This window comes from Verrucosispora sp. WMMA2044 (assembly GCF_027497155.1).
In the GTDB taxonomy this organism is placed as follows: Bacteria; Actinomycetota; Actinomycetes; order Mycobacteriales; family Micromonosporaceae; genus Micromonospora; species Micromonospora palythoicola.
Genome location: NZ_CP114913.1, coordinates 1,506,114 through 1,519,863, shown reverse-complemented (window position 1 = coordinate 1,519,863; position 13,750 = coordinate 1,506,114). Strand labels below are relative to the sequence as shown.

Annotated in this window: 12 protein-coding genes; 6 read left to right on the top strand and 6 right to left on the bottom strand. The window is 72.3% G+C overall.

What is annotated here, in order from left to right:
- Positions 1–3 precede the first annotated feature (3 nt).
- From O3597_RS06945 to O3597_RS06935, 3 genes are all read left to right on the top strand, one after another.
- Positions 4–699, top strand: coding sequence for a VOC family protein (locus O3597_RS06945; RefSeq protein WP_281603556.1), 696 nt, complete (start codon positions 4–6; stop codon positions 697–699).
- 190 nt (positions 700–889) lie between these two features.
- Positions 890–1,321 (top strand): hypothetical protein, encoded by a 432-nt coding sequence (locus tag O3597_RS06940; RefSeq protein ID WP_164448380.1) that lies wholly within the window; start codon positions 890–892, stop codon positions 1,319–1,321.
- A gap of 47 nt (positions 1,322–1,368) precedes the next feature.
- Positions 1,369–1,638 carry a hypothetical protein gene (locus O3597_RS06935; protein WP_093407224.1) on the top strand — a complete coding sequence of 90 codons (270 nt, stop codon included), beginning with the start codon at positions 1,369–1,371 and terminating at the stop codon, positions 1,636–1,638.
- Positions 1,639–2,034: 396 nt separating this feature from the next.
- Here the strand turns inward: O3597_RS06935 and O3597_RS06930 are convergent, their stop codons facing one another.
- The 4 genes from O3597_RS06930 to O3597_RS06915 all read right to left on the bottom strand — a co-directional run bounded on the left by O3597_RS06930 (position 2,035) and on the right by O3597_RS06915 (position 7,420).
- Positions 2,035–2,709: an HAD family hydrolase gene (locus O3597_RS06930; protein WP_281604496.1), complete on the bottom strand. Its 675-nt coding sequence runs from the start codon at positions 2,707–2,709 to the stop codon at positions 2,035–2,037.
- A gap of 161 nt (positions 2,710–2,870) precedes the next feature.
- A complete protein-coding gene (locus O3597_RS06925) occupies positions 2,871–3,812 on the bottom strand; it encodes an acetyltransferase (RefSeq protein WP_164448180.1) in 942 nt (313 codons plus the stop codon).
- Positions 3,813–4,076: 264 nt separating this feature from the next.
- Complete coding sequence (locus O3597_RS06920; protein WP_164448181.1) at positions 4,077–4,649, bottom strand: TetR/AcrR family transcriptional regulator; 573 nt, start codon at positions 4,647–4,649, stop codon at positions 4,077–4,079.
- A 74-nt stretch (positions 4,650–4,723) separates the two neighbouring features.
- Positions 4,724–7,420 (bottom strand): glucosidase, encoded by a 2,697-nt coding sequence (locus tag O3597_RS06915; protein WP_281603555.1) that lies wholly within the window; start codon positions 7,418–7,420, stop codon positions 4,724–4,726.
- A gap of 41 nt (positions 7,421–7,461) precedes the next feature.
- Between O3597_RS06915 and O3597_RS06910 the strand changes: the two genes are divergently transcribed.
- The 3 genes from O3597_RS06910 to O3597_RS06900 all read left to right on the top strand — a co-directional run bounded on the left by O3597_RS06910 (position 7,462) and on the right by O3597_RS06900 (position 12,906).
- Complete coding sequence (locus tag O3597_RS06910) at positions 7,462–9,393, top strand: amylo-alpha-1,6-glucosidase (protein ID WP_281603554.1); 1,932 nt, start codon at positions 7,462–7,464, stop codon at positions 9,391–9,393.
- A 140-nt stretch (positions 9,394–9,533) separates the two neighbouring features.
- Entirely contained in the window at positions 9,534–10,865 is a 1,332-nt protein-coding gene (locus tag O3597_RS06905) for a glycosyltransferase family 4 protein (RefSeq protein ID WP_164448184.1), read from the top strand.
- A gap of 133 nt (positions 10,866–10,998) precedes the next feature.
- The gene (locus O3597_RS06900) at positions 10,999–12,906 is read left to right on the top strand and encodes a serine/threonine-protein kinase (protein ID WP_281603553.1); all 1,908 of its coding nucleotides are present in this window, start codon (positions 10,999–11,001) and stop codon (positions 12,904–12,906) included.
- 20 nt (positions 12,907–12,926) lie between these two features.
- Here the strand turns inward: O3597_RS06900 and O3597_RS06895 are convergent, their stop codons facing one another.
- Both O3597_RS06895 and O3597_RS06890 read right to left on the bottom strand, forming a co-directional pair.
- Positions 12,927–13,304 carry a VOC family protein gene (locus O3597_RS06895; RefSeq protein ID WP_281603552.1) on the bottom strand — a complete coding sequence of 126 codons (378 nt, stop codon included), beginning with the start codon at positions 13,302–13,304 and terminating at the stop codon, positions 12,927–12,929.
- A 77-nt stretch (positions 13,305–13,381) separates the two neighbouring features.
- Positions 13,382–13,651, bottom strand: a complete 270-nt coding sequence (locus O3597_RS06890) for a hypothetical protein (protein ID WP_281603551.1) — start codon at positions 13,649–13,651, stop codon at positions 13,382–13,384.
- Positions 13,652–13,750 lie beyond the last annotated feature (99 nt).

The following is a 13,750-nucleotide window of genomic DNA, read 5'->3' as shown; positions in this document are numbered from 1 at the left end:
CGGATGATCGCACGCTTCAAGGACCTCTGTCTCGACGCCGCCGACGCGCACGCCCTCGGCGGGTTCTGGGCCCGGATTCTGCACGGTGAGCTGGTCGACGTCGGTGACGGCGACACCCGGGTCGACCCACCCACCGGTGCCAGCGCGGAATCGATCTGGGTCAACCGGGTGCCCGAACCGCGTACCGCCAAGACTCGCGTACACCTCGACCTGCGGTTGGCCGAGGCGAGCCCGGCGGCGCTGCTGGAAGCCGGCGCGCGGCTGGTCCGCGAGCCGGACTCGGAGATCAGCTGGTGGGTGCTGGCCGACCCCGACGGCAACCTGTTCTGCGCGTTCGCTCCCGGAGACGAGTCCCGCCCGGGGCCGTTCGAGCTGGTGGTGGATTCCGCCGACCCGAGCGCCCAGGCCACCTGGTGGGCCGGCATCGTCGGCGGCGAGGTCGAGGTCAGCGAGCAGGGGTACGCCTCGGTCAACGGCGCGGCCGGCTTCCCCTGGGACCACTGGGTCTTCGACCCGGTGCCGGAGCGCAAGAGCGTCAAGAACCGGATGCACTGGGACGTCGACCTGACCGACCCCGAGCCGTCCGCACTGATCCGGGCCGGAGCCACCCTGCTGCGGGAGCCGGACGACGCGGTGTCCTGGTGGGTGTTGGCCGACCCGGAGGGCAACGAATTCTGCGCTTTCCCACCGGGGGACTGACCGGCCGGTGCTACCGGGCGACCGTCAGGTGGACTAGCGTTTAACAAGCTTCGCCGCCAGCGCGTACGCCGTCGCCGTCGATACGCCACCGGCCGACCCCGACCCGCCCGATCGGTTGGTTCTCGCGGGAACAGCCCCTCACCGGTTACCGGTTGGGCAGGATCGTCCCCAACGAGGAGGTGCCGCCGTGGTGCAGGACACCCGCGCTCTCACCCTGACGTTCGAGGTGAGCGGCCTGCCACCGGTCAAGACCGAAGCGCTTTCCATCTTCGCCGCCGGGCACCGGCAGGCGACGAGGGTACGCGCCCTGTTGCAGGCCGCCTGCGCGGCCGCGCAGGAGACCGGCTGGACGCCACTGTCCGGCCCGATCGAGATCGACCTGACCCTGCGCTGCCCTCCCGGGCACCGCACCTCCGACGCCAGCACCCTGCTGGGTGGGGTGTGCGCGGTGCTCCAGGACAAGAAGCGGGTCGCCAGCATCGGGCTGGCGCACCTCGGCGTGCTTGTCGACGTCGCACTCTACGACGACGACAAGCAGATCCGCCGGCTGTCCTACCTGGAACAGCCAGCCGAGGAGTTCTCGTACCAGGTGCGCGTCGCGGCCGTGCCGGACGGGGTTTGACCGACGGCAGCGGTGGGGTACCGCAGCCGCCGACGAAGGGAGCACCAATGTCGGAGCCACACGTCACGCTGGATCCCCACGACCCGGTGCAGGAGAAACTGCGCGGGCCGCTGGAGGAGCAGCTGACCTCTGCCCTGCAGGTGGCCGCCGACCGGGTGCGCGACAGCTACGCCGGCGAGCCGGTGGAGCAGGTGTGCCAGCGGCTGCTCGACGAGACCCGGGCCGGCCTGCACCCCGACATCGCGGCCGGCTTCGAACCGGACATGGACGAGTTGTGCCGGGTGGCGGTCGCCATCGTGCGCGGCGAGATCACCTGACGGACGCGACTCCGTTCGCCCCGACCTGGTCCGGGTCAGGACCGGGCCCACCGGCTCCGGTCCTGACCCCGCCCGGATGTGGACGGCGGGCCTGCTGAGCGCCGTACGGCGGACCGGCCAGCCCCAGCACGGCAACCGACCCGCCCGCACTCAGCTCCACGGTGCCCCACATCCGGACAACGGCGCCCGGCCCACCCCGGGGGAACCGCGACGCCGCAGCCGAGGCTAGGCACCGCCGCCGGCAGCGAACAAGGTCCGGCGAGTCCCAGCCCGCACTATTCCCACCCGGGCACAATCCCGGCAGTTCGACGTAACGCCGCACCCATCTCCGACGCTGATCGGCGTCGTACCCGCGACGTGCGCTGGTGGCGTCGCTGCTTGCGCCGCTGGCGGTGGTCAGAAGTGACGCAGCAGGTCCGGGAAGGCGTCCAGGTGCAGCACACCGGCGTCCGCCGGATCCAACTCGTCGTGCTCCAGCACCCAGGTGTTCGCGTTCGGGATGAACACCGCGTTCCAGCCGGCGGCCCGGGCGGGCAGGATGTCCGAGCGTGGCGAGTTGCCGATCATCCAGGCGCGGCCCGGATCCAGGGCATGCCGCCCGGCCAGCCACCGGTACGTCTCGACGTTCTTCTCCGTCACGATGTGCGCGGCGGAGAAGTGGTGCAACAGCCCGCAGGCATCCAGCTTGCGCTGCTGCTCCGCACGCTCGCCCTTGGTCAGCAACAGCAGCTCGTGCCGGCCGGCCAACTCGTCCAAGGCGTCGGCCACTCCCGGCATCAGCTCGACCTGGTGCGTCACCAGCGCCACCGCCAGCTCGTCGATCTCCCGGCGCTCCGCCTCGGTGGCCGGACGCTGGCGCAGCCGTTCCAGGCAGTCCCGCAGACTGCGCAGGAAGACCTTGCTGCCGTACCCGTGGGTGACGGCGTTGGCCCGCTCGATGTCGTCCAGCACGGCCCGCAGCTGCACCCGGTCCAGCGTGGGATGGTCCAACCACTCCAGGAAGTCGTCGATCACCCGCTCGAACACGACGTTGTTCTCCCAGAGGGTGTCGTCGGCGTCGAAGACCAGCACCCGTCCCGGCTCGATGGCTACCCCATGCGTCACCTCGCGGACACTAGACGACCACCCACCCGCCCGACGACCCGATAACGGCGGCCCCGTCCTTGATCGTCTGCATTCCAGTGACCGTCGTGCCGTCGTGTCGAGTCACTGGAATGCAGACGATCGTCGGCTCAGGCCGGCGTGAAGACCACCCGGGAGCGGATCCGCCGGAAGCCGGTCCGCTCCAGCTCCGCCACCACCGCCACCCGGTGCGCGTCCACGTCGGCGACCACCTCGTACGCCCCGCCGCCGGCCAACGCCGCGACCGCGTCGGCCAGCAGTTCACCCAACACCGACTCGTCCAGCAGACCGAGGTAGGCGATCATCGGGAAACAGGCGTCGGCCGTCGGCCCCGCCAGCCCCACCGGCTCGTCGCCGTGCAGTGCGACACGCCAGTTGCCGAGCGGCGTACCGGTCAACCAGGCCAGCGGATCGCGGGCCAGGTCCACTCCGGCCACCACCCGGGCGGTCTCGGCACCGGTCAGCACGACCGGCTCGCCGATCCGCGCCACCAGCGCCCCGATCTCCGCAGCGTCCTGGGCGGAGCGGAAGGAGAACCGGCCGGACGGAGCCGGCAACGGCCCACCCGCCCAACTGAATCTGATCCGCTCTCCCCGCTCGACCAGTCCCGCGAGCCGGGCCGCAGCCATCGTCGCCTCGGCGACCGCCCGCGCCTCGGGCTGCCGACGCCAGTACGCCGGCAGCGCCGCGTGGTACACCTTCGGGCCACCCAGCGCGTCGTGTGCGGCGCGCAGCAACACCGCACCGATCTCCGACGCCGTGTCGACCGACCCGGCTGCGTCGGCCGGCCGCGCGGCACCGGCGAACGGCTTGAGATCCAGGTCGAAGCGTTCCAGCCACGGTTCACCGACGGAACCGGGCAGCAGCAGCCACGCGGCGCGCCCCACCACCCGGTCGCCGCGCAGCGCGACGAAGGTGTGCTCCGGCCGGTAGCCGCCACCGGCGATCCCGTCGGCGTAGCTGATCTGTCGCAGTTGCGGCAACGGGTCGGGCATCGAGTCGAACAGCTTTTCCTCGCCCGCGACGAGCGGGCGGACGACCAGATCGGTCATGGCAGATCCTCCGGGACAGCGACGCCCCGGGTCAGATCCGCGTGGACGCCGGGCCGCGGACGGGGCGCAGAACATCGGACATTGTTCTGACCTCCTCTCCACTCGATCGGCGTGCCCGCCAACCTACGCCCCCACCCCACCCCCCACAACCCACCCCCACCCACCCTCTCCCGGTTGATCAAGAGGTTTGCGTCGTTCCCGCCGACGAAATCCGACCCAAACTTCTTGATCACCGGGCCGAGGGGGGCCGGGCGGGTGGGGTGGTCAGTGGGGGTTGAAGAGGTTGGTGCTGAGGAGGTGTTCGCGGTGGTCCTGGGTCTCGGGGCGTAGGCGGCCGCCGCGGGTGAGCATCACCATGCCGTGCAGCAGGCTCCAGCCCAGCTCGGCGAGGATGTCGGGGTCGCGGCCGGCGGCCAGTGCCGTCAGCGCGGTGCGCAGTTCACCGAAGGTGGCCGCGACCGTCTCGGGGACCTGCTCCGCACCGAGGGTCAGCTCCGGGGTATGGGCGAACATCGCGTCGTAGACCTCGGGATTGGCGTACGCGAAGTCCAGGTAGGCCGCCGTCACCGCCGGCCAGATCTCCGTCGGGCGGTCGACCGCTTCGCGCGCGCCGGTCAGCGCGGCGGCCAGGTCGGCGAAGCCCCGCACCGCGACGGCGGCCACCACCGCGTCCCGATCGGCGAAACGCTGGTAGAGGGCACCGAGGTCGACGTCGGCACGTTCGGCGAGCCGGCGGGTGGTCACCGCGGCCAGGCCCTCGGCCTCGGCCAGCTGCCAGGCGGTGGTGACGATGGCGTCGCCGTCCCGCCCGGTGCCTGGTTCGTCTGCTCCGGACACGCCGCCGATGCTAGCCCCACGTCACGCAGGGTCATCGCGTCACGACGGATTGGCGACTGAAGGCGGCGACCCGGTCAGCGGCGCAGGGTGAGGATGAGGTCGGCGACCAGGGCGGTCCAGCCCGTCTGGTGCCAGGCGCCCAGGCCGGCGCCGTTGTCGCCGTGGAAGTACTCCGGGAACGCGATCAGGTCACGCCAGTCCGGGTGGGTCTGGAACAACTGCGCCGCACCGTAGATCGGCCGGCGGCCCCAGCCGTCGCGGGTGAACAACGCGATCAGTCGCGCCGACAGGTCGTCGGCGATCTCGTCGAGGGTCTTCTTCACCCCGGAGCGGGTCGGGTACTCCACCTGGAGGTCGTCGCCGAAGAACGCGGCGTAGTCCCGCAACGCGCTGATGAGCAGGAAGTTGGTCGGCATCCAGATCGGACCGCGCCAGTTGGAGTTGCCGCCGAACAGGCCGCTCGTCGACTCGGCGGGCTCGTAGCCGACGCAGAACTCCTGCCCGCCCAGGGTCACCGCGAACGGCTTGTCCAGGTGGGCGCGGGACAGCGTCCGCAGCCCGTACTCGGAGAGGAACTCGTCGGTGTCCAGCATCCGGGCGAGCAACCGCACCACCTGCTCCGGGCCGCACATGGACAGCAGCCGCTGCTGCCGCCCGTCCGGGCCGAGCCGCCGCGCGCCGACCACCGAGGCGTACTCGGGCCGGTTGGTGAGGAACCACCGCAGCCGGGCACCCAGTTCGGGCAGCCGGTGCAGGGTCCGCGCGGTCAGTCGGGTCACCGCGGCCAGCGGCAGCAGACCCACCACCGAGCGCACCTTCAACGGCACCTTCGTGCCGTCGGCCAGCCGCAGCACGTCGTAGAAGAACGCGTCCTCGTCGTCCCACAACCCCTGGTCGTACGCGGCCGCCGCGATGTACGCGAAGTGTTCGAAGAACTTCGTCGCGGTGTCCACCCAGGTGCGGTCGTGCTCGGCCAGCACGATGGCGATGTCCAGCAGGTTGAGCGCGTACATCGCCATCCAGCCGGTGCCGTCGGACTGCTCCAGCACCCCGGCCACCGGCAGCGCCGCCGAGCGGTCGAACGGGCCGACGTTGTCCAGCCCGAGGAACCCGCCCTCGAAGACGTTGTTGCCGCCGGTGTCCTTGCGGTTGACCCACCAGGTGAAGTTCATCAGCAACTTGTGCATCATCCGGGCCAGGAAGTCGTGGTCCCGGCTGCCGTCGATCTCGAACACCTTCAACGCCGCCCAGGCGTGCACCGGCGGGTTGACGTCGCCGAAGGCCCACTCGTACGCCGGAATCTGCCCGTTGGGGTGCAGGTACCACTCCCGCAGCAGGAGCAGCAGCTGTTCCTTGGCGAAGCCGGGGTCGACCCGGGCGATGCTCACGCAGTGGAAGGCCAGATCCCAGGCGGCGTACCACGGGTACTCCCACGGGTCCGGCATGGAGATCACGTCGAAGCTGGTCATGTGCCACCAGTGGCTGTTGCGCCCGTACCGGCGACCGGCCGGCGGGGTCGAGCCGGGGTCGCCCTCCAGCCACCGTTTGACGTCGAAGTGGTAGAACTGCTTGCCCCACATCAGCCCGGCGATGGCCTGCCGCGCGATCAGTGCCTCGTCGGCGCTGGCCGCGGCCGGGATGACCGCGTCGAAGAACCGGTTCGCCTCGGCGCGACGGGCCCACACCACCGCGTCGAAGCCGTCGCCGAGGTCGGCCGGCGCCGGCTCGCCGCCGCCCGGCGGTGGGGCGGTACGGGTCAGCCGCAGCCGGATCCGCCGCTGCTCGCCGGCCGGCACGTCCAGCACGTAGTGCAGCGCCCCCTTGGTGCCCTCCAGCTGCGGGTTCACCGTCTCCGCCCCGTCGACCACGTGGTCGTTGATGCCGTCCTTCGGGTACGGGGTACGACTCGGCAGCCCCCACAGCCGCTCGGCGTTCGTGTCGTTGTCGCAGAGCAGCGGCGTCGGGTCGCCGTCGCCTTCGAGCATGATCTGACCGAGCACCCAGTGCTCGCCGACGAGCCGCCGCCCGGTCCCGACGATCCGGGGCACCCGGTCACCGCCGGGCAGCCCCCACGCCCAGGTGTTGCGGAACCACAGGTGCGGCAGCACGTGCAGCCGGTCGGCCTCCTCGCCCCGGTTGGCCACGGTCACCACGACGCACATGTCGGTCGGGCCGGCCTTGGCGTAGTCGACGGTCACCGCCCAGTACCGGTCCTCGTCGAAGATGCCGGTGTCGACCAGCTCGTACTCGGTGTCGTCCCGGCCGCGCAGGCCGTTGACCGCGACCAGCTCGTCGTACGGGAAGGCGGCCTGCGGATAGTGGTAGCGCCACCGCATCCAGGAGTGGGTGGGGGTGGAGTCCTCGTACCACCAGTACTCCTTGGCGTCCTCGCCGTGGTTGCCGCCGTCGCCACCGAGGCCGAACATCCGCTCCTTGATGATCGGATCCCGTCCGTTCCACAGCGCGAGGGCGAAACAGAACGTCTGCCGGTCGTCGCACACGCCCGCCATGCCGTCCTCGGACCACCGGTAGGCTCGGGACCGCGCATGGTCGTGGGGAAAGTAGTCCCAGGCGGTGCCGTGCTCGCTGTAGTCCTCCCGTACCGTCCCCCACGCCCGCTCGGACAGATAGGGACCCCATGCGCGCCAGTCCTGCTCCCCGGCATCGGCCTGGGCGAGCCGGATCCGCTCGAGGTCGGGGGCGGAGGGCGAACCGTCATTGATCACCTGAACATCTTCGACGCCGCCGGGGTACTTCACCACAGCGGCCATTGTCGTCGTGTCGTGTTACACCTCGCCGCCACGGAGGAAAGTTGATCGAGATTCGCTACGGTTCGCAGGTCTGCGGCGAGCTGACCAGCGCCGCCAGCCGTGAATGGCTGGTGCCGGACGGCCTGGGCGGATTCGCGATGGGCACCGTCGGTGGATTGCGCACCCGCCGCTACCACGGGCTGCTGGTGGTCCCGGGGGAAACGCCGGCCTCCCGCAGGGTGGGACTGGTGAGCCTCGATCCGGCGGTGCTGCTGCCGTCCGGTGCCCGGGTGCGCCTCGGCGCGCACGAGTGGGTCTCCGGTGACGTGGACCCGCGCGGCTTCGAACTGCTGGAACGCTTCGACCTGGCCGACGGGCTGCCGCGCTGGCGGTGGCGGGTCGGTGACGTGGTGATCGAGCGTGAGCTGGCCATGTTGCCCGGCCGTTCCTGTGTCGCGGTGGTGCATCGGCTGGTCAGCGGTGGGCCGGTCGAGCTGGAACTGGCCGCCGCCTGCACCTGGCGGGACGCGCACGGCGAGCGGCGCGGCGACGGGCCAGCCCTGCGGATGGACCCGGTCGACGGCGGTGCCGTGATCGAGGAGGCGTACCGGCTGTCCGGGCCCGGCTGGTCGCCGCAGGGCCACTGGTGGCGGGGCGTCTACCACCGCGAGGAGGCGGCCCGGGGCCTGCACCCGGAGGAGGACCTGTGGTACGCGGGCCAGTTCCGCGACACCCTGCACCGCCCCGGGGACACGCTGTCGGTGCTGGCCTGGGCGACAAACCTGGAGCAGGAACCGCCGCCGGGGCCGCAGGTGGTGGCGGCGGCGCGGCACCGCAACCGGCAGGTGGTCGCGGCGGCCAGGCCGGCCGACGCGGTCGGGGCGACCCTGGCGCTCGCCGCCGACGCGTTCGTGGTGCGTACCGCCGCCGGGCCGGACGTGGTGGCCGGCTACCCGTGGTTCGGCGCCTGGTCCCGGGACACGATGATCTCGTACGAGGGGCTGTTCCTGCGTACCGGCCGGGCCGACCTCGGCCGCGAGCTGCTGCGCTCGTACGCGGCGACGCTGTCGGAGGGGATGCTCGCCAACACCGCCGACACCGGGCGGGTCGAGTACAACACCGTCGACGGCACGTTGTGGTTCCTGCACGCGGTCAGCCGGCACGTCACCGTCACCGGCGATACCGACCTCGGCGACGAGCTGTTGCCGGCGCTGCGCGCGGTGGTCGATGCGCACGTGGCCGGCACCCGGTACGGCATCGCCGTCGACCCGGCCGACGGACTGCTCACCTGCGGTGCCCCCGGGGCCGCGCTCACCTGGATGGACGCCCGGGTGTACGGAGTGCCGGTCACGCCGCGGCACGGCAAGCCGGTCGAGGTCAACGCCCTGTGGATCAACGGGGTGGCCGGGATCGCCGAACTGGCCGAGCTGGCCGGACAGGACGCCGACGGACTGCACCGGCTGCACGAGCGGGCGGTGAAGGCGTTCCGGGACCGCTTCCCCACCCCGGCCGGCTGGCTGCACGACGTGGTCGACGCGCCCGCACCGGCGTACCCGCTCGGTGGCGCGGCCCACCACGACGACGACCTGCTCCGTCCCAACCAGCTGCTGGCCTGGTCGCTGCCGTTCGCGCCGATGGAGCCGGACGTCGAGGCGCTGGGTCACCTCGGCGCGGGCCTGCTCACCCCGCTCGGCCCGCGCAGCCTGTCCCCGGACTGTCCCGGCTTCCTCAGCCGGCACCGGGGCGGACCGGCCGAGCGGGACACCGCGTACCACCAGGGCACGGTCTGGCCGTGGCTGATCGGCCCGTACGCCGACGCCGTCCGGCGGGCCGGGCTACCGGTCGACGACCTGTTCATCGGTCTGGAGGCGCACCTGAGCGAGTACGGCCTCGGTTCGGTCAGCGAGACCGCCGACGGCACGGCCCCGCACACCGCCACCGGGTGCCCCTTCCAGGCGTGGTCGGTCGCGGAGTTGCTGCGCGTCCGCCGGTAGCGCTTTACACCCCCGCAACGGTTACGTCTCCGCTGGTTAGCCAGCTACGACCAGGATTGGTCCCGATCCGGCCGCAACGCGAACGCCACCCGTCAGAGGGCTTCCCAGGGGTGCGCGGAGACAACTCAAAGGGGGCGCGCATGTCACCGAACGCCGACGTGATCGACATCAACCCCGCACGCTCGCAGCGGGTGCTGATGCTGTCGTGGGAGTACCCGCCGGTGCTCGTGGGTGGGCTGGGTCGGCACGTGCACGCCCTGTCGGTGGCCCTGGCCGCCGCCGGTCACCAGGTCACCGTCGTCACCCGCCACACCGACGGCGCCCCCCTGGAGGAATACGTCGACGGCGTCCGGGTCATCCGCGCCGCCGAGGACCCCGTCACCTTTCCCCTCGCCACCAACTCACTCCTGGCCTGGACCATGGCCTTCAACCACACCCTCACCCGCGCCGCCCTGCGAGCAGTCGCCACCGAAACCTACGACGTCATCCACGCCCACGACTGGCTCGTCGCCCACACCGCCATCACCCTGCGCGACCACCTCGACCTCCCCCTCGTCACGACCATCCACGCCACCGAAGCCGGCCGACACCAAGGCTGGCTCCCCGAGGAGATGAACCGCACCATCCACGGCGTGGAGCACTGGCTGAGCAACGCCTCGAACCGGGTCATCGCCTGCTCCGGCTACATGCGCGATCAGGTCACCACGCTGTTCGACACCCCCGGGCACCGCGTCGACGTGGTGCCCAACGGCGTCGACGACCGGGCCTGGCGGGCCCGGCCCCGCGCGGTCGCCTCGGCCCGCGCCCGCTTCGCCGGGGACGGTCCGCTGGTCGGGTACGCCGGCCGGCTGGTCTACGAGAAGGGCGTACAGCACCTGGTCGACGCGGTGCCGAAGCTGCGCGCGCGGCATCCCGGGCTGCGGGTGCTGATCGCCGGAGACGGCCCCTACCGGGGCGAGTTGGAGGACCGGACCCGTCAGCTCGGGCTCGGCGGCACCGTCCGCTTCACCGGTTTCCTCGACAACACCCAACTGCCGGCGGTGCTCGGCGCCACCGACGCGACGGTGGTGCCCAGCCTCTACGAACCCTTCGGCATGGTGGCGTTGGAGGCGGCGGCGGCCGGCGCACCGCTGGCCGTGGCCCGCACCGGCGGGCTGGCCGAGATCGTCGAGCCGGGCGTCACCGGCGTCACCTTCCCGCACAGCGACCCGTCAGCGCTGGCCGGTGCCGTGGGGCAGCTGCTCGGCGACGAGGTCTTCGCCCGCCGGGTCGCCCGCCAGGCACGCAGCATGGTCGGCCGACGGTACGGCTGGGCCACCATCGCCGCCCGCACCGCCGACACGTACGCCGCGGCCCGCCGCGAGCACGTCGCGCCGCAGCCCCGGCGCGTCGCCGCCGAGCTGCCCGCGCGCCGGCAGACGATCGCCATTCCGGACGGCAACCTCCTCTCGGTGGGCGGGGCCGCCTCCTGAATGGACCGGCCGGATAGGTGAATTCCGATCCGCTGGCTAGGGTCGGTGTCGACGTCCACGGTTTGACCGAAGGCGTCGACCAGACCCTGGGGGTGTACGCCGAATCGCGGCGGATGGGAGCGATGTGCGAGCGGTGATCGCCGGCCGGTACCGGCTGCTCGATCAGGTCGGGCGCGGCGGGATGGGGACGGTGTGGCGGGCCGAGGACGAGCTGCTGCACCGCCAGGTGGCGATCAAGCAGGTGGTGCTGCCGGCCTGGCTCGGCGGGGACGAGCTGGACCAGTTGCGGGCCCGCACCCTGCGTGAGGCGCGCACCGCGGCGCGGCTCAACCACCCCAACGTGGTCCGCGTCTACGACGTGGTCTCCGAGGCCGACGTGCCGTGGATCGTGATGGAGTACGTGCCGTCGCGCACCCTCCAGGACCTCCTCGACGCCGACGGGCCGCTGCCGCCGCAGCGGGCCGCTCGGATCGGTCTGGCGCTGCTGGACGCGTTGCGGGCGGCGCACGACGCCGGGGTGCTGCACCGCGACGTCAAGCCGGCGAACGTCCTCGTCGCCGACGACGGCCGGGTGCTGCTCACCGATTTCGGGCTGGCCGTGTTCGACGGCGGCGATCAGACGATGACCGGGCCCGGCACCATCCTGGGCTCGCCGCAGTACGTCGCGCCGGAACGGGCCGCCGAGGGGGTGTCCAGCGAGCACGCCGACCTATGGTCGCTCGGCGCCACCCTGCACGCCGCGGTCGAGGGCCGCGCCCCGTACGCCCGCAGCACGGCCATGGCGACGCTGAGCGCGCTGGCCGCCGCACCACCGGACCCGGCGCCGCACGCCGGGCCGCTGTCGGCGGCGCTGGCCGGGCTGCTGCGTCGCGACCCCGCGCACCGCACCGACCACGCCGAGACGCGCCGCCGGCTGCTGGCCGCGGCCGGGCCCGCCCACGAGCCCGCCCGGCCGGGTGAGCAGACCACTTCGCTGCCCACGGCCGGCTCGTCGCCCGCCGGCACCGCCGCGTCGCTCGGGGCCGCAGCCGCTCCGGCGACGGCAGCCACCTCGCCCCGTCGTGAGCCGGCCGGGCACCCGACTGCCGACGAGGCGACCCGACCGCCGGTCGGGCAGAAGAACCAGACCCCGCACGATCCGGACCAGACCCACCGGGAGGAGCCGGACCGGGCCCACCGGCACGACGCGGACCGGAGTCACCGGGACGAGCCGGACCAGACCAGCGGGCACGACTCGGACCGGATCGGCGGCTCCCCGTCACCCACGTCGTCCGCCGGCAACTCGACGGGCATGCCGCGCCGGGATGCCGGGGCCCGGCCCTGGGCCCTGGCGGCGGTCGCGGTGCTGGTCGCCATGGCGGCCGGGATCGGCACCGCCCTCACGGTGGTCGGCACGGGCGCGGACCAGTCCTCGGAGCCGGGCAGCCCTCAGTCGTACGACGTGGGCGCGCCCGGACCCGACAACCCGTTCCCGCGCGACGGGCGACGCCCGCCCGGCCCGCCACCCGGCGGCTTCGTCCCTCCACCGCTACCCTGCGTCCGGCCATGGGTGGACGGTGCCTCGCTACGCTCCGCCCCACCCCGGCCGGTCGACGGATTCCGGCCGCCCGCCGGGTGGGTGTGGCATGCCGACGCCGACGGCTTCCGGGTGGCGTTGCCGGCCAACTGGCGGCACTCCCGCGAGGACGACGTGGCCTGCTTCCAGGATCCGGCCACCGGTCGCGCGTTCACCGTGGCGGACAGCGCGGACGCCACCACCGAGCCGACGGCTCGACTGCGGGCGGTGCGGGATCGGGAGCTGGCCGGCGGCACCCTGCCGGGCTACCAGGAGTTCCGGCTCGGTCGGGTCGGCGACGCGATCGAGTGGGAGTTCAGTTGGCTGACACCGCACGGTGACCGGCTGCGCGCCACGCAGATCGTGCCGGACGGTTCGGCGCGGGATCGATCCTGGACGTTGGGCTGGATCACGCACGAGCGGGATTGGCCGACTGCGGCGAGCCAGCTGGCCACTGTCCGGCTCGGCTTCCGGCCCAGCCGCTAGCTGGAGCACGGCAACCGGTGTCAGCCGGTGAGCGCCACGACGCCGCTGATGGTCCAGCGGTTACCCTCCGCGTCTTCGGTGGTGAACGCACAGTCGCCGAAGATTTCGTCGGTGAGAACGTCCATGACCGGGGCACCGGCCGCTCGCACCCGTTCCAGGAGGGTCTCCACCTCCCAGCAATTGTTACCGATCGTGAATCTGTGGTGCGCCCCACCGGAGGCAGCCGGTCCGTTCGGACCGGCGCCGGCCTGACCGATCGTGATCCGGTCGTAGTAGCCCAGCGAGAGGTCGACCCGATGGACGACACCGGTCTCGTCGGTCTCGACCGCCTTCTCCTCGAAGCCGAGGACGTCGACGAGGAACCGCCGACCGATCTCGATGTCCCGGTAGAGAACCATGAGACCTCCTGGCGCCGGAGAGCCGAACGGCATGGGTCAACTCAGCGTAGCGACAGGCGGCAACACCGCCACCAACGTCAACCGCCTGACACCGCAGGGGCAATCGGCGAGCCCACCCGGTGCAGCGTGCCGTCGGGATCGACGAAAGCGAACTCGCGCAGGTCGTACGGGGTGTTGCGGGGACCGGTCAGCCGACCCTCGACACCTGACGCGGCCCACTCGGCGTGCAGCGCGTCGACGTCGGAGACATAGAGGTAGGCGGTCGCCTCCCGCCACGACTGCGTCGGCCAGGACGGTAACCCGCCCCACCGACACCCACGCGGGCCTCGGGCGACACCGCGTCCCATGGCCGACAGATCGTGCCGACCGACCGCTACGCGCTGCCATACTCCCTGGTGGTCGGCGCGGCCCACCGACCGACTCCGATAACTGTCCGAAGTGGACGA